Source organism: Rhizobium lentis, from assembly GCF_014200175.1.
In the GTDB taxonomy this organism is placed as follows: domain Bacteria; phylum Pseudomonadota; class Alphaproteobacteria; order Rhizobiales; family Rhizobiaceae; genus Rhizobium; species Rhizobium mulingense.
In genome coordinates, this window is record NZ_JACHBD010000002.1 from 444659 (window position 1) to 466896 (window position 22238).

The 22238-nt window shown below is 60.9% G+C and carries 23 protein-coding genes; 22 read left to right on the forward strand and 1 reads right to left on the reverse strand.

The features are described from left to right. Positions 1 to 133 precede the first annotated feature (133 nt). The 22 genes from GGI60_RS07840 to folD all read left to right on the forward strand — a co-directional run bounded on the left by GGI60_RS07840 (position 134) and on the right by folD (position 20906). Positions 134 to 763: a hypothetical protein gene (locus tag GGI60_RS07840; protein WP_183914579.1), complete on the forward strand. Its 630-nt coding sequence runs from the start codon at positions 134 to 136 to the stop codon at positions 761 to 763. Continuing rightward, a complete protein-coding gene (locus GGI60_RS07845) occupies positions 760 to 2088 on the forward strand; it encodes a MotB family protein (protein WP_183914580.1) in 1329 nt (442 codons plus the stop codon). Before GGI60_RS07840 ends, GGI60_RS07845 begins: the two co-directional genes overlap by 4 nt. Before the next feature lie 4 nt (positions 2089 to 2092). Beyond that, positions 2093 to 3388, forward strand: coding sequence for a chemotaxis protein MotC (gene motC / locus GGI60_RS07850; RefSeq protein WP_183914582.1), 1296 nt, complete (start codon positions 2093 to 2095; stop codon positions 3386 to 3388). Beyond that, on the forward strand, positions 3385 to 4824 hold the full coding sequence (locus GGI60_RS07855; protein ID WP_183914583.1) for a flagellar hook-length control protein FliK: 1440 nt from the start codon (positions 3385 to 3387) through the stop codon (positions 4822 to 4824). Before motC ends, GGI60_RS07855 begins: the two co-directional genes overlap by 4 nt. Next, complete coding sequence (locus GGI60_RS07860; RefSeq protein ID WP_409527250.1) at positions 4745 to 5329, forward strand: lytic transglycosylase domain-containing protein; 585 nt, start codon at positions 4745 to 4747, stop codon at positions 5327 to 5329. The genes GGI60_RS07855 and GGI60_RS07860 overlap by 80 nt, the downstream gene beginning before the upstream one ends. A 280-nt stretch (positions 5330 to 5609) precedes the next feature. Then, positions 5610 to 6281: a transcriptional activator Rem gene (gene rem / locus GGI60_RS07865; protein WP_183914585.1), complete on the forward strand. Its 672-nt coding sequence runs from the start codon at positions 5610 to 5612 to the stop codon at positions 6279 to 6281. A 126-nt stretch (positions 6282 to 6407) separates the two neighbouring features. Beyond that, on the forward strand, positions 6408 to 7709 hold the full coding sequence (locus GGI60_RS07870; protein WP_183914587.1) for a flagellar hook protein FlgE: 1302 nt from the start codon (positions 6408 to 6410) through the stop codon (positions 7707 to 7709). Between the two features lie 19 nt (positions 7710 to 7728). After that, complete coding sequence (flgK, locus tag GGI60_RS07875; protein WP_183914589.1) at positions 7729 to 9216, forward strand: flagellar hook-associated protein FlgK; 1488 nt, start codon at positions 7729 to 7731, stop codon at positions 9214 to 9216. A gap of 3 nt (positions 9217 to 9219) precedes the next feature. Next, positions 9220 to 10272 carry a flagellar hook-associated family protein gene (locus tag GGI60_RS07880; protein WP_183914591.1) on the forward strand — a complete coding sequence of 351 codons (1053 nt, stop codon included), beginning with the start codon at positions 9220 to 9222 and terminating at the stop codon, positions 10270 to 10272. Positions 10273 to 10308: 36 nt separating this feature from the next. After that, on the forward strand, positions 10309 to 10656 hold the full coding sequence (flaF, locus tag GGI60_RS07885; protein WP_010028573.1) for a flagellar biosynthesis regulator FlaF: 348 nt from the start codon (positions 10309 to 10311) through the stop codon (positions 10654 to 10656). After that, positions 10653 to 11102: a flagellar biosynthesis repressor FlbT gene (gene flbT / locus GGI60_RS07890; RefSeq protein ID WP_183914593.1), complete on the forward strand. Its 450-nt coding sequence runs from the start codon at positions 10653 to 10655 to the stop codon at positions 11100 to 11102. Before flaF ends, flbT begins: the two co-directional genes overlap by 4 nt. Then, complete coding sequence (gene flgD / locus GGI60_RS07895; RefSeq protein WP_183914595.1) at positions 11093 to 11539, forward strand: flagellar hook assembly protein FlgD; 447 nt, start codon at positions 11093 to 11095, stop codon at positions 11537 to 11539. The genes flbT and flgD overlap by 10 nt, the downstream gene beginning before the upstream one ends. Before the next feature lie 89 nt (positions 11540 to 11628). Continuing rightward, the gene (fliQ, locus tag GGI60_RS07900) at positions 11629 to 11895 is read left to right on the forward strand and encodes a flagellar biosynthesis protein FliQ (RefSeq protein ID WP_183914597.1); all 267 of its coding nucleotides are present in this window, start codon (positions 11629 to 11631) and stop codon (positions 11893 to 11895) included. Positions 11896 to 11984: 89 nt separating this feature from the next. Next, on the forward strand, positions 11985 to 14072 hold the full coding sequence (flhA, locus tag GGI60_RS07905) for a flagellar biosynthesis protein FlhA (protein WP_183914599.1): 2088 nt from the start codon (positions 11985 to 11987) through the stop codon (positions 14070 to 14072). Further along, on the forward strand, positions 14069 to 14821 hold the full coding sequence (locus tag GGI60_RS07910; RefSeq protein WP_183914601.1) for a flagellar biosynthetic protein FliR: 753 nt from the start codon (positions 14069 to 14071) through the stop codon (positions 14819 to 14821). The genes flhA and GGI60_RS07910 overlap by 4 nt, the downstream gene beginning before the upstream one ends. Positions 14822 to 14828: 7 nt before the next feature. Then, positions 14829 to 15242: a hypothetical protein gene (locus tag GGI60_RS07915; RefSeq protein WP_097582577.1), complete on the forward strand. Its 414-nt coding sequence runs from the start codon at positions 14829 to 14831 to the stop codon at positions 15240 to 15242. 31 nt (positions 15243 to 15273) lie between these two features. Further along, positions 15274 to 15837 carry a rod-binding protein gene (locus GGI60_RS07920; protein ID WP_183914603.1) on the forward strand — a complete coding sequence of 188 codons (564 nt, stop codon included), beginning with the start codon at positions 15274 to 15276 and terminating at the stop codon, positions 15835 to 15837. Between the two features lie 118 nt (positions 15838 to 15955). Next, positions 15956 to 16321: a hypothetical protein gene (locus GGI60_RS07925; protein WP_183914605.1), complete on the forward strand. Its 366-nt coding sequence runs from the start codon at positions 15956 to 15958 to the stop codon at positions 16319 to 16321. After that, complete coding sequence (locus tag GGI60_RS07930) at positions 16321 to 16860, forward strand: hypothetical protein (protein WP_183914607.1); 540 nt, start codon at positions 16321 to 16323, stop codon at positions 16858 to 16860. Before GGI60_RS07925 ends, GGI60_RS07930 begins: the two co-directional genes overlap by 1 nt. A gap of 292 nt (positions 16861 to 17152) precedes the next feature. Then, a complete protein-coding gene (locus GGI60_RS07935) occupies positions 17153 to 17992 on the forward strand; it encodes a WecB/TagA/CpsF family glycosyltransferase (RefSeq protein ID WP_183914609.1) in 840 nt (279 codons plus the stop codon). Between the two features lie 156 nt (positions 17993 to 18148). Beyond that, complete coding sequence (locus GGI60_RS07940) at positions 18149 to 19885, forward strand: succinoglycan biosynthesis protein exop (protein WP_183914611.1); 1737 nt, start codon at positions 18149 to 18151, stop codon at positions 19883 to 19885. A gap of 121 nt (positions 19886 to 20006) precedes the next feature. Then, positions 20007 to 20906 carry a bifunctional methylenetetrahydrofolate dehydrogenase/methenyltetrahydrofolate cyclohydrolase FolD gene (gene folD, locus GGI60_RS07945; protein WP_183914613.1) on the forward strand — a complete coding sequence of 300 codons (900 nt, stop codon included), beginning with the start codon at positions 20007 to 20009 and terminating at the stop codon, positions 20904 to 20906. A 12-nt stretch (positions 20907 to 20918) separates the two neighbouring features. Here folD and GGI60_RS07950 read toward each other — a convergent pair whose 3' ends face one another. Beyond that, positions 20919 to 21941 carry a LacI family DNA-binding transcriptional regulator gene (locus tag GGI60_RS07950; protein ID WP_183914615.1) on the reverse strand — a complete coding sequence of 341 codons (1023 nt, stop codon included), beginning with the start codon at positions 21939 to 21941 and terminating at the stop codon, positions 20919 to 20921. Between the last annotated feature and the right edge of the window lie 297 nt (positions 21942 to 22238).

Genomic DNA, 22238 nt, shown 5'->3' on the forward strand with positions numbered 1-22238 from the left:
CGGCATGAAGGCATCGTCCGAAATCGTGCCGGCGCAAGGTCAGGCCCTTGTTCGCTGCGAAGGACATGTCGCGCGCAAGGTCATTTTGACGGGGGCAGCATGCCGCGTGTCTCCCGGATGCTGGATGGTTTCTATGAGCATTTCGCTTTCTCGGTATTTGAAGGATTTCGGCGAACCGAAACCGTCAGCGCCGATTATCGATCTCGACAATTTGGCGGGAGATGTTTTTCCAGAGCCGCCGAGCGAACCGCCGGTCGACGTCGAGGCGGAGCGTCGCGATGCCTATGCGCAAGGCCATGCCGCGGCGACCGCTGATTTGACCGAGAAATACGAAAGCGAGGCGCGCGCTCTGGCCGAGGTCCATGCGCGCGAGGTCGAAGACCTCAAGATTCGTTATGAAGTGGAGGCGGCGGCGGTCATTGCATCCCGCGTCCGCGATATCGCCGAAGAAGTTGCTCAGCTCGTCAGCGCCGGCGCGGCCACGGCCATTGCGCCCGTCATAACGGAAGCGCTTGCGGCCAAGGCTGCCGAAAGTCTCGCCGCTTTGCTGCGGGACGCGATTCTCGAAGGGGCGGCCGGACCGATCGCCGTCAGGGGGCCGACCAGCCTCTTCGACATATTAAAGGCCGAGCTCGGCAAACATGCTGCGGCGGTTCGGCACATCGAGGCCGACGATGTCGATCTAGCCGTCGAAATCGGTGAATCCGTCATCGTCACCCGTATGTCCGCCTGGGCGGCCAGCTTGAAGAAAGTTCTCGAATGAGCGACGGCGAAAACCATCACCACGGCAGAAACGAGATCATTATCGTCAAGCGGCACGGCGGCGGTGATCACGACGGTGCCCACGGCGGTGCGTGGAAAATTGCCTATGCCGACTTCATGACGGCGATGATGGCTTTCTTCCTGGTCATGTGGCTGGTCAACGCCGCCAATGAGGAGACCAAGGCGGCGGTTGCGACCTATTTCAATCCGATCAAGCTTGCCGACGAAAAGCCAACCGAGAAAGGCCTGAAGAAGCCTGTCGATCATGCCGAGGGCGAGGAGAAGAAGGAAAAGTCGAAACAGAAGGAAGATAATCCGACCGAGGGCAAGTCCGCCGCCGATGGTGACGACCAGACATCGACTTCAGGCGACCAGACCAATTATTCCGAGGCCGATTTCTTCGAGAATCCCTATTCGGTTCTCGCCGAGATCGCTCAGGAGGTCGGCCAGCAGGCCAATGTCAGTGCCAAGGGCGATGGCGGCGCGGCCGATTCCGGCCCTGCCACCGGCGCCGATGGCGGGCAAGCCTATCGCGATCCCTTCGATCCGGATTTCTGGACGAAGCAGGTCGAGGTGACAACGGCCGGAAAACCCTTGCCGCCCGGCAAGAGCCAGGAGCAGGCGACCGAGAGCGAGACGACGGAGATCGCCAAGACCGAGGATATGAAGCCGGTGCCTTTGGCAGCCGATCAGAAGCCCGGTAAGGAACCCAAGGAGACCAAGGAAACGACAGGCGCCGCCGAGGCCAAGGACGGCAAGGCGACGGATGGGAAGGCGCCTGAGGAGAAGAAGGCGGAAGCCCGCAAGGACGCCGAGCATCAGAAGGAAACCGACAAGAGCGCAACTGAGGCAGAGCAGCAGAAGAAGGAAGCTGAACAGCTTCAGGCGCAGATTGCGCAACAGATCGGTGGTGTTGCCGGCAAGCTCGCTGAAGGTCTGACAGTGACGGCAGCCGAAGGCGGTCTGCTGGTCAGCATCTCCGACCAGAACGACGATTCGATGTTCAATGTCGGTTCGGCTGTTCCGCGCCAGGAGATGGTGCTCGCCATGGAAAAGATTGGGACGGTCCTGAAGGAGAGGGGTGGCGCGGTCGCCATCCGCGGCCACACGGACGGGCGCCAATACAGGGGCGGGCAGAACGAGAACTGGCGGCTTTCGATGGATCGCGCCCAGAGCGCCTACTACATGCTCGTGCGCGGCGGACTGGACGAGACGCGCGTCTCCCAGGTCTCCGGTTTCGCCGATCGTCGGCTGAAGCTCCCCGCCGACCCGTTCAACGCGGCCAACCGCCGGATCGAGATCCTGGTGCAGGCGGAAAAGGGATAGTCGTATGGCGCGTCGGCAGCATCGCTACCTCGGATTTATGGCCCTCGGCCTGGCGATGCTTTCGCCTGCCGCTGGAAAAGCGCAGGATCCGGACGATCTCGCGCCCTACAAGATGCTGCGTTCGCTGCAGTTCGTGCAGGATTCCGTCGTCGCCGGCGATCATTCGGCCGGCGAAATGCAGCGCTTCATGCTGGGCACCATCGACGAGCGGCTGCGAACGGCCGATACAAAGATTTTCGATGACGACCGCAATGTCGATGCGGCGCTGATCTATACGATGAGCGGCGGCAATCCCCAGACGCTCGAATATTTGATCGCCCATGACGTCGACGGCTATTTCGACAACCGCGTTACCGATGTGCTGCGCAAATATCTGACCGGCAAGGGGCTGCTCGTCGCCAAGACGCTGGAGGAAACCGCCAGGGAATATCGCGACAAGAAGATCGGTCCATACCTGGCGCTGATCGGCGGCAACGTGCTGATCGCCACGAAACCGACAGATGCGCTTGATCTCTACGACCAGGCGCGTCTTGCCGCGCCGGGCACGATCGTCGAGGAGGCGGCCTTGCGCCGTTCCCTCGCCATCTGCGTCGACAAGGGAATGCTCGACAAGGGGCTCGCCTATTCGCAGCGTTATGCCAGACGCTTCCTGCATTCGCCCTATGCCAGCCAGTTCGCCGATCTTTTCGTCAAGCTCGTCGTCGCCAATGATCGCGACGTGAAACCGCAGGATGTCGTCGATATCCTCTCCTTCATGGATGCCCCGCGCCAGCGCGAGGTCTATCTGCGAATCGCCCGCGCTGCCGCGATAGCGGGCAAACCCGAGCTGGCGCGCATGGCGGTCGAACATGTGCAATTGCTTGGCGCGGGCACCGACAATGCCTTCGGTCCGCTGGCGGATTTTTACGGCGGCATGGCCGGCCTTCCCACAGAGGATATCGATCAGGCGGCAAAGAACGTCAGCGGCATCAACGGCGAAATGCTTTCGCCGCGGGATCAGGCGCTGCAGGCGGCGGCGCGATCCGTCGCCGAGCAGATTCTGCGCGCGCCGGATCCGGCAAGCCTGACGCAAGCATCCGATCCTAATACTTCTCATCAAGAAATCACTTCTGACAAGGCTGCGGCGATAGCCATGCAAGCGGGAGCGCCAGGCGCGCATCCCGGGCCTGTTCCGGGAGGTGTGGCATCGACTGGCCAGAACCAGGATACCGACCCCTCATTCAACGCATTTGTGACGACCAGCCGATCCAAGCTCGACGCGATCGATGGTCTTCTGGCGCAGGAAGGCAACGAACAATGATGGATTTGAGCGTCTCGGGCGGAGCCTCTGGTGCTGAGGCGGCCGCGGCCGCGAAATCCGCCAAAGCGGCTGGTAAGGGTGATGCCGCTGGTCAGAAGGGCGACTTCTCCGATGTGCTTGCCAAGGCGAGCGGGAGCGCCGCCAACGACGCGCCCGACGGTGCGGAGCTGGATCAGGGCCCGGTTGCCGATGGCGACGCGGCGAAGGTGGCGCGGACGATCCGCAGCCGCGCCAAACCGTTGATCGATCTCAGCGACGCCGCGCTGAAGGCGCAGGCCGAGGTGCAGCCGGAAACGATCGCCAATGGTGAAAAGGCCGCCGCAAAGCCGGCAAAGGATCAGCGCAAATTGCCGGCCGATCTCGGCAAGCTCGATGCCAAGGATGCGTCTGCCGACGAAGCAGGGGAGGTGGCCAAAGGCGTCAAGCACGCCAAGAGTGACCTCTCGAAAACCGATGCGAATGCGGACGGCGAGGACGATGACGGCGGCATTTCGGACGTACTCGGCCTTCTGAAGCAGGAGCCCGCCGACGCGACGGCCGTCTTGCCGGCCGGAGCCGCGGCTCATCTCGCCGCCGCCAAGGCCGGGGAGGCCGGGCCTGTCGACAAGAAGACCGCAGCTGACGCCAAAACGAGCGGCCACGCATCCGACGCCCTGGCGGCCGTCAGCGGCAATGTCGAAGACGTCAAGGCGGATGAGATCGGGGTTCCAGGGGCGGAGAACGCCGACGCCGCCGAGGGCAGAACCTTCCGGCTCAGCCGCGCCGACGGCCGCGGGGTATCGATGGATGTTCACATCGGTGCGGATCAGGCCGGGCCGAAGGACGGCTCGAAGAAAGCCGAAATAGAAAACGTCTCGGTCCTCGAATCGCGCCGCTATATCGGCTTGGCGCAGAATAACAATTCCGCCGCCGTCACCGCCGCCCTCTCCGGCGATTCCGAATGGGCGCGCGCCATGGAGCCGAGTTCAGCGCTATCCAACGCGGCGGAATGGACGAGCACCGGCAAAGTGGTCAATACGCTGAAGATCCAGATGAACCCGATCGATCTTGGCCTGGTGACTGCAACCATGCGCCTGTCCGGCGACGCCCTGAACGTCGACCTCAAGGTCGATACGGGCGCAGCCTATAGGCAGCTGAAGGAAGATCACGGCAAGATCCTCGAAGCGCTGCGCAGTCAGGGTTATGCGGTCGATAACATCACCATCAGCATGGCCCCCGTCGAGCGTGGCGACGCCGGCAACCAGGCGGGCAGCCAGGGGCAGGCCTCCCAGCAGCAGTCGCTTCCCGAGCAGGGGCAGGGCGGAGCGGCGCGCGAGCGCCACAATCAGACGGCGCAACGGACGGATGGAGGCTTCAATGGCGCAGGCGAGACCGGTATTGAAGATGTTCCTGTTGGCCGGGCTGGCATGGGCGGCGCTGGCGGCGTTTACCTCTGAGGCAGCCGCTTCCACCGGTGCCTGCGAACAAGAAATCCAGTCGGCTGCCGCCAAATACGGCATCCCGGTCGGCATCCTCTATTCGGTCGGCCTGACGGAGACGGGTCGTAAAGGCTCACTCTATCCTTATGCCATGAACGTCGAAGGCAGGGCGATTTTTCCGCCCTCTGAACAGGATGCGATGAGGCAGTTCGATGTCGCCCGCAGAAGCGGGGCGAAGCTCATCGACATCGGGTGCATGCAGATCAATCATTATTATCACGGCGAGAATTTCGCTTCCGCCGAAGATATGTTCGATCCACATCGCAACGTCGAATATGCGGCGAAGTTTCTCCGCAACCTGCATGACCGTCATGAAACCTGGACGATGGCGGTCGCCAGATACCATGCAGGGCCTAATAACAACCCGGCGCAGAAGCAATATGTCTGCCGCGTCATCGCTAATTTGGTGGCCACTGGCTACGGTAAGTGGACTCCCAATGCGAGTAACTTCTGTCAAAATTGATTCAATCAAAAGTAGAAGAGCCGCAATGTGACGAAACTGTGTCATAATGTGGCGGGAATCCGGCGCTAAACCGATGTGCAAGTCACATTTAACCTCTCGTTAACTTTTCCACGAAACTTTTGTGTGGATATCTAGATGCAGCCACTATATGTAGATCAAATCGCCACACGGATCTTAATCAATTATTAGTTTCTGCCATTAACTTTAACGAGTTGTCGCCGATTCGCGCGATTCGTACCCATAGATCATCGAAGTGCCACACTGATTCGGAGGCGGACGAATGATCGTAGTGGTTGATGAGCGTGAGCTCGTGAAAGACGGATACACATCCCTGTTTGGCCGGGAGGGCATTCCCTCTACCGGCTTTGATCCATCGGAATTCGGCGAGTGGGTGCAGACCGCCGCCGATTCGGATATTGCGGCGGTCGAGGCCTTCTTGATCGGTCAGGGCCAGCGCAGCTTTGAACTGCCCCGGGCGATCCGGGACCGCTCGATGGCGCCGGTGATCGCGGTCAGCGACCAGCCCTCGCTCGAAAACACCCTTGCGCTTTTCGATTGCGGCGTCGACGACGTGGTGCGCAAACCGGTCCATCCGCGCGAAATCCTCGCAAGGGCGGCCGCAATCCGGCGCCGGCTGAAGGCAATCGCCAACTACACCGATATCGGCGGCATCCGCGTCTTCTCGGATGGTCGAGACCCCGAGATCAACGGCGAGGTCTTTGCGCTGCCCCGGCGCGAGCGCCGCATCCTCGAATATTTGATCGCCAATCGCGGCCGCCGGGTCACCAAGACCCAGATCTTCAACGCCATTTACGGCATCTTCGATGAAGAGGTCGAGGAGAACGTCGTCGAGAGCCACATCTCGAAGCTGCGCAAGAAGCTGCGCAAGAAGCTCGGCGTCGATCCGGTCGATTCCAAACGCTTCCTTGGCTATTGCATCGATTGGACCTGATTTTTCCGGCCGGCTGGCGGCGCCCGGCGGAACCTCGAGACTGGCCTCGCTGCTCCCCATGACAGACAGCTTCACGCAAGGCCCGGCAAATACTCTCGAGCTTAACGGGTAAAACGAGGTTTTCAGATGAGCATTTTCGGCAGCATGAAGACGGCAGTATCGGGGATGAACGCGCAGGCGAACCGCCTCAGCACCGTCGCCGACAACATCGCCAACGTCAACACCACCGGCTACAAGGCCGTGTCGACGAGCTTCTCGTCGCTGGTCCTGCCCTCCTCGGGCGGCAACTATAATTCCGGCGGCGTTCAGACCTCCGTCCGCCAGGCCGTCTCCGATCAGGGCGACATTTCTTACACGACCTCAACAACCGATCTTGCGATTTCGGGCGACGGCTTCTTCATCGTCCAAGGTCCCGATGGCACGCCGGTTCTGACCCGCGCCGGCGACTTCCAAAAGGACGACGAAGGCAACCTCGTCAACGCGGCTGGCTTCCAGCTGATGGGCTATTCCTACGATTCCGGCTCTCCCGCCGTCGTCGTCAACGGTTTCGACGGCCTGGTTCCCGTCAACGTCAACCAGGATGGCCTGACCGCCATTGCCTCGACATCGGGTGTCTTCAAAGGCAATCTCGATTCGAACGCAAAGATTCCAGTCGCTCCCGCGACGCTGCCGAGTGCGAACGCCGCCACCACGACGACCGACACCAAGAAGGTCTCGATGGTCGCCTATGACCGTCTTGGCAACAAGGTGATGTACGACTTTTATTTCACCAAGCAATCGGTGGCTGCCGCACCGCCACCCGCACCTCCCGCCACCGCTGCGACCTGGGAAGTGGCGATGTTCCGCAACGCCAACGCGGCGGTGGGTGGCACGACCTCTTTCCCCTATAGCGCAGGCGGCGCAGTCGGCACCGGAACGCTCACCTTCGACTCGAACGGCAAGATGACCTCGAGCGGCGCCGTCAACATCACAGATGGCGTGACGGGCCAAACGATCGCCATGGATTTCTCCGGGTTGACGCAGCTCGGGGCCGACTTCTCCGGCACCGGCACGCCGAACGGCCAGGCGGCGACCCCGGTCAAGGACGTCACGATCGATGGCGACGGCATCGTCTACGCCAAGTACGAAGATGGCAGCACCAAGCCCCTCTATCGTATTCCGCTCGCCAATGTCGCAAGCCCGGACAAGCTGACGCTGATGAGCGGCAACGTCTACAGCGCCAACGGCCAGTCGGGCGTCACCGTCACCGGCTTCCCACAGACCAACGGCCTCGGCACGATCAAGTCGGGCGCGCTCGAAGGTTCGAATGTCGATCTCGCCGGCGAACTGACCGAGATGATCGAATCGCAGCGCAGCTATACGGCCAATTCGAAAGTGTTCCAGACGGGTTCCGACATCATGGACGTACTCGTCAACCTCAAGAGATAAGTAAGGTAACGGCTAAGCCATGTCGCTCACGTCCGCACTTAATACCGCGCAGAGCATATTCAACAATACCGGCACGCAGAGCAGTGTAGTATCGAACAATATCTCCAATGCCGGCAACAAAGATTACGTGCGCCGGCAGGCAATGCTTACCACCTCCCTGAACGGCGCCCAGGTTGTGCAGATCAACCGGGCACAGGAAGATGCCCTGCTGCGCCAGTACCTCAAGACGTCCTCTCAGGACAGCGCCCAACAGACCTTGCTGGGCGGTCTCGAGGACCTCAAGTCCATCATGGGTGGCAATGACTACGAAACGTCGCCATCCACCTATCTCGGGGTGTTCCAGGAGAAGCTCCAAGCCTTCCGCACGACGCCCGGCAGCACAGTCGCCGCCCAGGGCGCCATTACCGCCGCCCAGGACGTCGCCAACTCGCTGAACAATGCCTCGCAATCCGTCCAGGATGTTCGCGCCAACGCCGACAAAGAAATCGCCACCGCCGTCGATACGCTGAACACGCTGCTCAGCCAGTTCGAAAAGGCCAACAATGCGGTCAAGACCGCCACGGCCTCCGGCACGGATGCATCCGGCGCCCTCGATGAGCGCGAGAAAGTCCTGAAGCAGATTTCGCAGATCGTCGGCATCAGCGCGACGACGCGCGACAACAACGACATGGTGCTGAGCACGCCCGACGGGACGATCCTCTTCGAGACGGTCCCACGCAAGGTGACGTTCAAGTCCCAGGATGTCTATACCGCCTCCACCGTCGGCAATTCCGTTTATATCGACGGCGTCGCGCTGCCGCTCGGCAAGGGCTCGACCACGACGGGGCAGGGGAGCCTCCAGTCGCTTCTCCAGATCCGCGACGAGATCGCCCCCAACTTCCAGAAGCAGCTCGACGAAATCGCCCGCGGCCTTGTCTCGCTCTTCAAGGAGCAGAATACCGCTGCGCCCCCGGCCTATGTGCCCGGTCTCTTCACCTGGAGCGGCGGCACGGTCGATACCGGCGCCACCGCGGTTGCCGGCATGGCCTCGACCATCAGCGTCAGCACCCGCGTGATCACCTCGCAAGGCGGCGACCCGATGCGCCTGCGCGATGGCGGCGTCAACGCCACCGGCGTCGTCCTGAACACGTCAGGCGTCAGCGGTTACACGGCTGAACTCGACCGACTCTATACCGCGATGAGCGCCGACATCGATTTCGATCCGGCAGCCGGAGCGCCTGTCGGTTTCGACGCGACGACGGGCATCGATTCCAACGTCAGCATCATGGAATACGCCACGAATTCCCTCGGCTGGCTCGAGCAGTATCGCAGCAACGCCACGACGGCGGCCGAAAATACCTCGGCGGCACTGTCGCGCTCCGACGAAGCCTATTCCAATGAGACCGGCGTCAACCTCGACGAGGAGCTGACGCTGCTCCTCGACATCGAGCAGTCCTACAAGGCGGCGACCAAAATCCTGAACGCCGTCGATGAAATGTTGAAGTCATTGCTGGATATCGCGAGTTAAGCCATGAAGAGCTCATTTATTTCAAGTTCGGCCATTCAGAATGCGATGCGGTTGACGATCCGTCAGGCGCAGAACCAGATGACCAAGGCGACGATGGAAGCAACGACGGGCGTCTATGCGGATATCGGTGTCTCGCTCGGTGGCAATGCGGCCCGAAGCGTCGACTTCACCCGAGAGACAGACCGGATCGATTCGATCAAATCAAGCAATTCGCTTGTCAGCGCACGCATGGAATCCTCGCAGCTCGGTCTCTCCAAGATGAAGGACGTCGGCGATGGTCTCGTATCGAAGCTGACGGCACTCCAGGGCAGCAAGGACCCCGGCAGCATCACCGTCGCCATTCAGTCGGCGACCAGCGCGTTGTCCACCCTGATGGATACGGCCAATACCATGGTGAACGGCGAATATCTGTTCTCCGGCATCAATACCGACGTGCAGCCGCTGACCGACAAGACGACCGCCACGAGTGCGGCCATCGTTACGGCGCTGAACAGCTACGCCGCGGCTCTTGTCCCGCCGAAGGCCGTCAGCGATCTTACCGGCACCGAAATGCAGACCTTCATCACGACGACGGTCGAGCCGATGTTCAGCCAGGCCAATTGGACCAATGCGGCGACCGGATGGTCGCAGGCATCAAGCCAGAACATGACGAGCCGCATCAGCAACTCGGAAGTGATCGAATCCTCGACCAATGCCAATTCCGAAGGCATGCGGTATTTTGCGCTCGCCTCGGTCATGACCTCCGCGCTGCTCGGCCAGAACCTCAGCACGGATGCAATGACGACTGTCTCCAAGCAGGCAATCAGCTACACGGCCAAGGCGACCAGCGGCCTGGTGACGCAGGCAAGCCAGCTTGGCCTCTCCCAGGAGCGTGTCAAGAAGTCCAATGACGCGCTCGACGCCCAGTCGAACATCATCAAGAACAAGCTGGTCGATCTCCAGGGCGTCGACCCCTACGAGGCCTCGACCCTCGTCAAGACCTTGGAAACACAGCTTGAAACCGCTTACACAATTGTTTCGAAGATCCAGCAGTTGAGTCTCGTGAACTACCTTTGATGAGCAAAGGCGCGCAGTATAAAGAAGGATGCATGAATGTATCAGTTCTCATATGCCGAAGTCATGCAGGACTCGGTGGCCGACGCGAAAGAGCGGGAATGGCAGGTTCTTGACCGGTCCATAGAACTGCTGTCGTTGGCGCGCGACAAGGAAAAATACGGTCGGGAAGCCATTGAAGCCCTGTTTTATACGCGCCGGGTGTGGATCAGCTTCATCGAGGATCTGAAGCATCCGGACAACCAGCTGGATGTTCAGCTCAGGGCCAATCTCATCTCGATCGCAATCTGGATTTTGAAGGAATGCGACAGGATCAGAAAACGTCTGTCTAATAACTACCAGGGCATCATCGACGTTACCACCATCATCAGGGATGGACTTAAATGAAAAGTACACTTCGCATTTCTCTGAAAGCCGGGGAAAGAATCTTCATCAACGGCGCCGTCCTGCGTGTCGACCGCAAGGTCGCGCTGGAATTCCTGAATGATGTGACGTTCCTTCTCGAAAATCACGTCCTTCAGCCGGAAGGCGCGACGACGCCTCTGCGCCAGCTCTATTTCATCGCGCAGATGATCCTCATCAACCCCGAGGGCAAGGACCACTCGACGGCGATGTTCCGCAAGTCGATCACCATGCTGCTCACCTGCTTCAAGAACGAGGAAGTCCTCGCCGAGCTGAAGCGGATCGACGCGCTTGTGTCGACGGGGCGCGCCTTCGATGCGTTGAAGGCGATCCGCGGCCTCTATGCGATCGAAGACAATATCCTCAACAACCACGAGCTGCCGCCGACGATGGTCGAGCAGATTCGCAGGGAGATCGCACCATGGCGGTAGATGCAACGTCGAGCGTGAGCACTTCGACGACGAGTTCGACGAATTCGGCCCAGAAAAAAGCGACGTTGAATTACGACAATTTTCTTCAGCTGCTCATCGCGCAGATGAAGAACCAGGATCCGACCGATCCGATGGATGCCAGCGAGCAGATGTCGCAGCTGGCAAGCTTCTCGCAGGTTGAGCAGACGATCCAGACGAACACCAAACTCGATACGCTTCTGTCGAGCTCGAGCCTCACCCAGGCGAGCAGCTACGTCGGTAAATATATGGAAAGCGCCGACGGCACCGTCAAAGGCACCATTGAATCCGTCAAGGTTTATTCCGATGGCATCATTGCGACGACCACGGATGGCGGTAAGATACTCGTGCAGGCGGGAATCACCGTTGCTGACAAGGCGCCGCCGACGACCACGACCAGCGACAGCAGCGATACCTGATGCCGCGGCGCCGACGCGGCGGGTGATACAAATCAACAGCGGCCCGGCCAGGGCGGGGCTGCTTCGAGGCGATATGAGGTTGCCTTCAGATGAATGAAGCTGATGCATTGGATCTGTTCCAAGCCGCGATCTGGACCGTCCTGATTGCCGCCGGTCCCGCCGTCATCGCCGCGATGGTGGTGGGTTTGGTCATTGCCCTGATCCAGGCACTGACCCAGGTGCAGGAAGCGACGCTGACCTTCGTGCCGAAGATCGTCGCGGTGCTCATCACCGTCGGGATCACAGCACCCTTCGTCGGCTCGCAGATCTCGATTTTCACCAATCTGGTCTTCTCCCGCATTCAATCCGGCTTCTGAGCCACCTTCGCGCAAGCTTCGCCATTTAACTCTCGATCCCAACTGGGCGGACTCAATTCCGCCTCCTCTCATGAAGAGACGGAATCGTCATGGCGCAACCACCCGCACTCCCCCTTCCGAAAGTCGTCCCGAGCCTGCGCGATGTCGGTTTTGCCCTTGGCATCATCGGCATCATCTGCATTCTCTTCCTGCCGATCCCGCCTTTCCTGATCGATATGGGGCTGGCCTTCTCGATCGCCTTCTCGGTGCTGATCCTGATGGTCGCGCTGTGGATCCAGAAGCCGCTCGACTTCTCGTCCTTCCCGACCATCCTGCTGATCGCGACGATGACCCGGCTGGCGCTCAACATCGCCACCACTCGCGTCATCCTGTCCCACGGCAACGAAGGCCACGATGCGGCCGGCGGCGTTATTGCCGGCTTCGCAAGCCTTGTCATGTCCGGCGACTTCGTCATCGGTCTGATCGTCTTCCTGATCCTCATCACCATCAACTTCATCGTCATCACCAAGGGCGCCACGCGTATCGCCGAAGTCGGTGCGCGTTTCACCCTCGATGCCATCCCCGGCAAGCAGATGTCGATCGATGCCGATCTTTCGGCTGGCATCATCGATGAAAGGGAAGCCCAGCGCCGGCGCAAGGAACTCGAGGAGGAAAGCTCCTTCTTCGGTGCGATGGACGGTGCCTCGAAATTCGTGCGCGGCGATGCCGTCGCCGGCCTCATCATCACCTGCATCAATATCTTCGGCGGCATCATCATCGGTTACTTCCGCCACGGCATGCCGATCGGCGAAGCGGCCGACGTCTTCGTCAAGCTCTCCGTCGGCGACGGTCTCGTCTCGCAGATGCCGGCCCTTATCGTCTCGCTCGCCGCCGGCCTTCTCGTTTCCCGCGGCGGCACCCTCGGTTCCACCGACCAGGCGGTCGTCAATCAGTTGAGCGGTTATCCCCGCGCACTCTCCGTCTCAGCCGTGCTGATGTTCGTTCTCGGCCTGATGCCGGGCTTGCCGACCATTCCCTTCACCGTTCTCGGCGGTCTCCTCGCCTTCGGCGCCTGGTTCATCCCGCGACAGGTCGAGGCTGAAAACAAGCTGCGCCGCGAACAGGAGGAAAAGAAGGTCGTCCAGAACAAGGAGCTGGAGAAGGATTCGGTCAAGTCGGTGCTCCGCACCTCCGAGATCGAGCTCGCGCTCGGCAAGATGGTCTCCACACGCCTGCTCGGCGCCCATCAGGAACTGGCTTTCCGCGTCGGCAAGATGCGCAAGAAATTCGCCACCCAATACGGTTTCGTCGTGCCGGAGATCAAGGTCACCGACGACATCGCGATCGCAGAGAAGTCCTATCAGATCCGCATCCACGGCACGACGGTCGCCTCCAATCTGCTGCGTGTCGGCGAAGTCTTGGTTGTCACCGGCGCCGGCCGGCGCCCGAGCATCCCCGGCGACGAAATCCGCGAACCGGCTTTCGGCATGCCTGCTGTCTCGATCCTCGAAAACTTCGCCGACGATCTGAAACGCGAGGGCTTCCAGCCGATCGACAACGTCTCCGTCGTGCTCACCCACATGAGTGAGGTCATTCGCAACAACCTGCCGCAGCTCCTATCCTATAAGGACGTCAAGGTGCTGATCGACCGCCTCGATCCGGAATATAAGAAGCTCGCCGACGAGATCTGCTCCTCGCACATGTCCTATTCGGGCCTGCAGGCGGTGCTCAAACTCTTGCTTGCCGAGCGCGTTTCCATCCGCAACCTGCACCTCATTCTCGAGGCGGTGGCCGAGCTCGCGCCGCATGTCAGGAAGACCGAGCAGATCGTCGAGCATGTCCGCATCCGCATGGCCCAGCAGCTCTGCGGCGATCTTGCCGACAACGGCGTGCTGCGTGTGCTCAGACTCGGCAGTAAATGGGATCTCGCCTTCCACCAGGCGCTGAAACGCGATGCCAAGGGCGAGGTGATCGAGTTCGACATCGATCCCAGAAGCCTGGAGGAGTTCAGCGAGCAGGCCAGCAAAGTTATCCGTGAGTTCATGGATCGCGGCCTGCCATTCGCCCTTGTCACGTCGCCGGAAACGCGCTCCTATGTGCGCATGATCATCGAACGGCTGTTCGCCACGCTCCCGGTCCTGTCGCATGTCGAGTTGGCCAAGGGGATCGAGATAAAGATTTTGGGCTCGATTTCATGATAACAGACCCGCAAGGGACCGTTCTCGCGCTGTTCCTGGTCTTCTGCCGGATCGGTGGCTGTGTGCTGGCTCTTCCGGGTTTTTCCTCGGCGCGCGTGCCCGAGCAGCTGCGCGTCTTCATCGCCGCTGCGCTGTCGATCGCGCTCATGCCGCTGCTCTGGGACACGGTCTATCCGGCTGTCCACACGGGAGCCGGAACCTACATCGGCCTGATTTTCAGCGAATCACTGGTCGGCGTGATGTACGGCATGCTGGCGAGAATCTATACGCTCGGCATGCAGTTCGCCGCGACGATCATCGCCATGATGGTCGGTTATACCCAGCCGGGCTCCGTCGATGTCATCGAAGACGCGCCGGAGACCAGCCTTTCCGGCTTCATCACCTTTGCCGGCATCATGATTCTCTTCATCATGGATTTCCATCACATCGTCTTCCGCGCGCTGGTCGATTCCTACACGACCATGCCCTTCGGCGGATTGACGCAGATGCGCGCGACCCTGATCTCCTTTACCGACACGCTGGAGCAGACCACCTACATCATGCTGCGGCTGTCGAGCCCCTTTCTGATCTACGGCATGATCTTCAACGTCTCGATCGGCTTCATTAACAAGCTGGCGCCGCAGATCCCGGTCTATTTCATTTCCACACCCTATCTGCTGATGGGCGGGCTCTTCCTGTTCTATGTCTCGGTCGCGGCGCTGGTCAGCCAGTTCGGCCAGGCCTTCAGTTCGATCTATATCGGGCGATGAGGCTGATATGATCGAGAAGAGCCGCTCCCAAAAACTCAAGCGTCTGCTGTCGGTGCAGCGGCATATCGAGAGGATGGCGGAGAACGACCTGGCCGAAACCAGCCGTCAGCGCATCGAGGTCAATGCGGCGATGGACGACGTCATTCTCGCTCTCGGTTCGATGGACCCGGTCCACCACGCCTTTTCGCAGAATTATGCCGACCGATTCGGCAGGCTGACGATCAAGGATCAGCAGCTGACCGGCATGCAGCAGATCCACGAGATGCGGCTGACGCGCGAGCGCGCCAAGGCCGATCGCCTGGAAGAGGGCATGAAGGAGGCCTTGGACGCCGAGCGTCGCGAGGCCGATGACAATGCGGTTTACGATGTCATCGATCAGCAATTCGCAACGCCAGCCTCCAGCAAGCTTCAAAAACCATAATCGTTACGATCTTAATTTAGAGGATTGTAACGTGGCTATTTCGCCCCCCAGTGATCTGGTTCTGGACGTTGTCAAAGCTGCCGACCCCATGGAGGTTCAGGTAGCCCAGGAAAAACTGAAGGCAAATCGTGCGGCCTTTGCCGCAACGAGCCTCGCCGAGAACGGCAAGGGCTTCTCCAATACGGTCGACGTTCTCGATCATATCGGCCAGAAGAGCGGCCTCTCCAACATTCAGAACCGCACCAAGGCCGAGGAGGTTCCGGAAAGCTACCGGAAGTTCGAGGCCATGGTGCTGCAGAACTTCGTCAAGTCGATGCTGCCGAGCGAAAGTGAAGACGTTTACGGCAAGGGCGCGACCGGCGATATCTGGAAGGGCATGATGGCCGAACAGCTCGGCAACACCATGGCCAAGGGCGACGGCATCGGCATTGCCAAGCAGATGTACAGCGAGCAGTTGCGCCGGCAGGAAGGCAAGATCGTCAATGCCGCCACCGATGATCGTGACCGCAACACCGCGCTCAGCATGATCGATGACTTCCAGCGCAAGACCTTCGGCACGCCGACGGCGGACGCCAAGGCCGACAGAACAGGATGATCTCAGGCCCGTTGGCCTGAAAATCTGTTCTAAATTAAATCGTTAGAGCATGATGTCGCCCGAAAACCGCGCACACTTTTCGGCATCATGCTCTAAGAGACGCATAATCGAGGATACAATGGAAATAATTTCGAACGAATACAGGATCAAATCCGTTCTCGGACGCCTCGAAATGATCATCGACAATGAGAATACCCGGATCGGCAGCGATCCGCAGTTCGATCTCAAGGTCTCCAACGCGCATAAGAGCCGCTGCCTCTACGAGCTGTCGATGCTCTTCCGCGATACCGATCCGGCCGAGCTTGCCGCTGCCCATCTCGATCAGCTGCACGGGCTGAAGAAGAAGCTGGTTCTCAACGCCCGGCGCGTCGAGGCGCATCTCGAAGCGGTTCGCGCCGTCGCCGACCTCCTGAAGAATGCCGTTCAGGACGCCGACGCCGACGGCACCTATTCTCAGGAACAATTCGCCGCGCGTGGAAACTGATGATCAAGCTCGTCCTTACCGGCATCTGGGTTTGCGCGATCACCTTGGCCTCGGTCTATTTTTCGGTGTATCTGGCGACGGCGCCGGCGCCCGCGGTATCCGATTCCAGGCAGAGCGCGCTCGAACTGGTGAAGGGTGAAACGATCACTGTGCCGGTCATCGGCAACGGCGCGATCACCGGTTATTTCCTCGGCCGTATTTCCTTCATGATGAACAAGGACATGCTGAAGGGCGTGACCTTGCCGCTGACCGAGATGACGACCGACGAACTTTTCAGTCTGCTTGTCGGCAACAAGATGGTCGATCTCGCGCATATCAAATCCTTCGACCCGAAGGCCTTCCGCGAGGAGATCAAGAAGGGCATGAACGAGCGCCTCGGCGGGGAGTATGTCGCCGACGTGATGCTGGAGCAGCTCGATTATCTCTCCAAGGAAGAGGTCAAGGAAAATTCGGCCGGTCAACCGAAGAAGCTCGGTACACCGGTCAAGCTCATCGAAGGTGCACCAGCTGAGGGAGCACCGGCCCAGGCCGCCCATTGAAACAACGGACTGTCGATACAGCAACGGCGCCTTCGGGCGCCGTTTGCCGTTGGGCTGCTTTTGGTTAATAAACTACTTATACGAGCATCAAAATCCAAGGAATTTTCCTAAGGGTTGTTTGAAACCGTCCTGTTATATCAGGTGGCACAGCTTGGCATGCGCCGTTTCCGCGATCGGGGCGACGTCGTTCCATGCGTGACGCGACCGGTCCTTTCGAGACCTCCGGGGTGCGGAATATGAGCTTGTTTTCCGGGATGTTGGGCGCATGACGCACCCTCGGCAGGAGGTAAGAATGAATTTGATTGCAAACTTCGCGGTGCTTGCGTCGCGGCGGACAATCTTCGATCTGCCGGTCTGTGATCTCGGCTGGGACGATGCCCTCGTTTTTATCAACGAGCTGGCCTCCATTCCCGTTGGTCAGACCGTGGTTTGCTTCGTCAACGCTCATAATATGCTGACAGCTTTGCGCGACGACGAGTATTATCGGATCATGTCGCACAATCTGGTGCTGCCTGACGGCATCGGTCTCAACATTGCGTCGCAGATTGCCCATGGCTCGCCGTTTCCCGCCAATCTGAACGGCACCGATTTCGTCCCGGCCTTTCTTACCTTCATGGAGACTCCGCGCCGCATCGGCCTGATCGGCGGCGCGCGCTCGGTCGTCGAGGCGGCGGCGGAAAATTTTCGCAGGCACACACCCTGGCATGAATTTGTCGTCATTTCCGACGGCTTTTTCGACAAGGTCGACTCCACTGATGTCACCGAGGAGATCGAGCGCCAGAAGCTCGACATTCTGATCGTCGGCATGGGGACGCCGTTGCAGGAGAAATGGGTCTACGACAAGATCCGCGCCGATCATGCGCGGCTGGTGCTGACGGTGGGCGCGCTCTTCGACTTCGTCTCCGGCGCCGTTCCGCGGGCGCCGAAGACGGTGCGAATGATGCGTCTCGAATGGGCCTATCGGCTGATACAGGAGCCTGCGCGGCTCTGGCGGCGCTACATCATCGGCATTCCGGTCTTCCTCTTCCATGTCCTGCGCTACCGCTTCCGTCGTCGCGAAAGAATTCTCAGCCAACCGGAAGAGCAGCGCAGCGTCTCGCAGCCGATTGCGGATCGCAGGAAGGCGAGCTGAACCGGCAGCGTCCGGTTCAAATTTGACACGTCCGACCGCAATTCTTGCCAGTCACGGTTAACCATTTCTTTGCCATGAATATTTAGGGTAGCTTAATCATCTGCATCGCGTGCGGATGATTGAACTCGGCCATCATGTGCATGAGAAGTGGCGCAAATGTACGATATAAGGGCGAGAAACAGCTTCCAGGATCGCGCAGCCGCGGGGCCGCGCCCCTTTGACGTCGCCTATCGCCGGCGGTCGAAGGGTGCCGATATCGCGCCCCCCGAGGCCGAATTGCTGCGCGCGATCGGCCGCGCGCTGGAAGAGCAGCGCGAAATGGCGGCGCGTCCGGCGCCGCTGGTCGACCGCATCGAAACCATCCTCGGCAACCGGCTTCGGGCGGCCAACGATGCCGGCCGCCCTCGTCTACCGGCGCCGGCCGGTCAGGAGGAGCCGAACGCTGCGGTCGAAGGGCCCGCGCTCCCGCCCGAACCGCTGGCCGTTATCCGTGAGGAACCCGTCAGATCGCAGCCGGCAACGCCCAGCCACCGCGCCGGCCGCTTCGCCCTTGTCATGACGGTCGTCGCCGCCACGGTCCTCGGCGCAGGCTTGCCGGCCCTGATGCCGGTCTCGCCCGCCCTCTACCGTGCCGAGACGACGCTTTCGGTAAGGACGGATGCGGCAAGCCGCGCCGCCTTCACCCAGGCTGCGGCGAAAGGCCTGTTGTCGGCGCGCATGATGGCGTCGACGGTCGCTGCGCTAAAACTCGATCACGATCCGGAATTCGCCGGCTCCAGTGCCAATGCGCTCGGCGTTGCGCTCGATCTCCTCTCGGCCAGCGGTGCTGCCGCCGATCCGGCCTCGCGCGCCGAGGCGGCGCTGAAACATGCGGTCGAGATCATGCCCGATGTCGCCGCCGGTACGATCCTTGTCAGGGTGACGACCGGCGACAGCGGCAAATCCATGCGCATCGCCGCACAGCTTGGCGAAGCGGTGTCCGCAGGCAGCGGTCCCGGCCGGAGCGCCGAAACCGACACTGTGCTGCGCAAGACCTACGACGAGGCGAAGGCGGAGCTTGCCGCCTTCACGGCCAAAAGCGGCGAGGGCAACGTCAAGGTGGCGATCGATCTTCGCCGTCAGATCGACGGACTCGATGCCGATCTGAAACAGGCCGACCAGAATATCCTCGAAGCCAAGGCGCGCGCTGACGCGCTGAAGGCGGCGAAACTCGCGGGCGTGCTGGATGGATCGTTCCCCTCCGATATGCTCTCGCCGGCGCTGCAGGATTGGCGTGACAAATATGCCGTCGCCAGGACGACGCTGGCGCAGCTTTCGGCCGAGCTTGGCCCGCGCCATCCGCGCCTGCTGCAGCAACAGGCCGAAACGGATCGACTCAAGGACAACATGGGCAAGGAGCTTGCCCGTCTGGCCCAGCTCGCCAATGCCGCCGCTAAGGCTGCGGTCGATGCGCGCAAGGGCCTGAGCGATCGCCGCAACACGCTGATCGCCCAGAGCCGGGATACCGGCGTCGATCTGCCCCGGCTGACCGAGCTGCGCGAAAAGGCGAATGCCGCGCGCTCGCGCCTGGAGGCGGCGCCGACATCGAGGGGCGATGACGGCCATTTGACCGTCCTGAAACCGCCGCTTGCGGCCGCGGTGCCGAGAACGAATGATCGGATCGGCCGCGTGCTGGCCGGGGCGGCGACGGGCCTTGCGCTCGGCCTTGGCCTCATCCTCCTGCTGTTCTGGCGCAAATCCGCCGCGGCTTCCGCAAGCGAGGAAATGCCGGCGCCGCCGTCGCTCGCCTCTCCGCCGCCGGTCGACGAGATGGAGGTTCTGCGCTCCGAGATCTCCGGCCTGCGCGACCGGCTTCGACTTCACGTGATGGAAGCACAGCAGGCGCTGCGCTGAACCCAACATTTCCTTGCAAGTTTGATATTGCCTTGCCGCTTTCCGACAGGATAGGGCGTTAGCGGGCATTTGACGCTCGTCAACTATCAATAGATTGGCGCGAAACAGGGCGGAGAGACGCGTGGTGACAGTAATCGACGGCAAGAACGTAGCTGCATCAGTCATTCAGACGGTCAAGAGTGCGACGGCGGCGCTGGAAAAGAGCAGCGGCGTCACCACCGGCCTGGCCGTCATCATCGTCGGCGACGATCCGGCAAGCCACGCCTATGTCGGCTCCAAGAGCCGCATGGCCAAGGAATGCGGTTTCAAGTCCGTCCAGCACACGCTGCCGGCCGAGACCAGGCAGGAGGAGCTGGCAGCGCTCGTTGCCACCCTCAACGCTGATCCGACCATCCACGGCATCCTGGTGCAGCTGCCCCTGCCGAAGCCGCTCGCCAGCGAGCCGATCATCCAGTCGATCCTGCCGGAAAAGGATGTCGATGGCTTGAGCGTCGTCAACGCCGGCAAGCTCGCCACCGGCGACCTGAAGACCGGACTGGTCTCCTGCACGCCGGCCGGCGCAATGGTCTTCGTCCGCCGCACCCATGGCGAGGATCTCTCGGGCCTCAATGCCGTCGTCATCGGCCGCTCCAACCTGTTCGGCAAGCCGATGGCGCAATTGTTGCTCAACGCCAATGCGACGGTGACGATCGCGCACTCCAGAACCAAGAATCTCGCCGAAGTCTGCCGCAATGCCGATATTCTGGTGGCCGCCGTCGGCCGTCCGGAGATGGTCAAGGCCGATTGGGTCAAGCCGGGTGCGACGGTCATCGATGTCGGCATTAACCGTGTGCCGGCTCCCGACAGGGGCGAGGGCAAGACCCGGCTCGTCGGCGACGTCGCCTTCGCCGAGGTCTCCACCGTTGCCGACACCATCACCCCGGTTCCCGGCGGGGTCGGGCCGATGACCATCGCCATGCTGATGGCCAATACGGTCATCGCCGCTCATCGGGCTGCAGGGCAGACGCCGCCGCAGTTTTGAAACGGACTAGTGTTAACTGGGGGCGGGACCGGTCGAGGCCCTGACGATCAGTTCGGTCTTCCAGAGTTCCTGCTCGGGGAAGGGGCCGGTCTGTTTCACGGTGCCGATCAGCCGCTGGGCGATGCGGGCGCCGGCGGCCCTGAGCGAGGAGCGTGTGGTCGTCAGCGGCACGGAGAAACTTTCCGGCTTCAAGAGCGGCAGCACGTCGTCATGGGCGATCAGCGAAATGTCCTCGCCGAGCCGCAATCCCGCCTGGTTGACCGCGCGAATCGCCCCCAGCGCCATGACCGTGCTGGAGCATAGGATCGCCGTCGGCCGCTGCGGCAGTTGCAGGAAGCGTTCCATCGCCAGAAGGCCCTGCTCGTCGGTCATCAGCGCGTGGCTCATGCAATCCTCCTCGAGCGTCAGGCCACGTTCGGCAAGGGCCGAGATGACGCCGTTCCTTCTGCGGATGGCGAAATCGAGATGCGTCGGCCCGTTCATCAAGGCAAAACGCGTGTGGCCGAGCTGCAGCAAGAGACGTGTCGCGTCGTAGAAGGCCCCTTCATTGTCGATGTCGAGATACGGATAATCCGGCTCCGCGCCGAAGGAGCGGCCGTGCACGACATAGGGCATGGAGAGCGATTTCAGCATGGGAAGCCGCGGATCGTGGCCGCGCATATAGGCGACGAACAGTGCGTCGACATTGCCGCTGATCGCAAGCCGGCGGAGTGCCGCCACCTCGTCGTCAGGATCGGCCGGCATGATGACGAAATGGAAATCATGACGCACGGCTTCCTCGCCGAGCCCGGCCAGGAATTCGCCGAAATGCACGTCGGACTGGTGGCCGGGCGCCGTCGGCATGACCAGGCCGATCGAGCCTGCCTTGCCGGTCGCAAGCCGCTGGGCAGCCTTGTTCGGCCGGTATCCGGTTTCCTTGACGGCCTGGAGCACCCGCTCCCGGGTCGCTTCGTTGACCTCGGGATAGCCGTTGAGCGCCCGGCTCACGGTCGTCTGCGACAGCCCGAGCAATTCCGATAGCTGTTTGAGATTCACCTGTTATGCTTCCTCCCGGCCCCGCCCGTCGGCCGCTCTAAAAGGCCTGCCGCCTCCCAATGGCATCCAAAGCGCTTTCAATTATGTAGCATCTCGTGCGCTTGACTCAAGAAAAATCGCTCCATATTCGCCGCTGGGCGCCGTTGCGCTGCGATATCCCGCGCGTTTATGGCGAGTTTTCGCGAATTGACTTGACTTCATTCCACTGAAAGTGAAATGAGTTGGGTGTCAAAGCGCTTTGAAATTTCTTTTTTCAGGGAATTCGGCGCAGTTGGGATTGTGATGGGAGGTTGATCA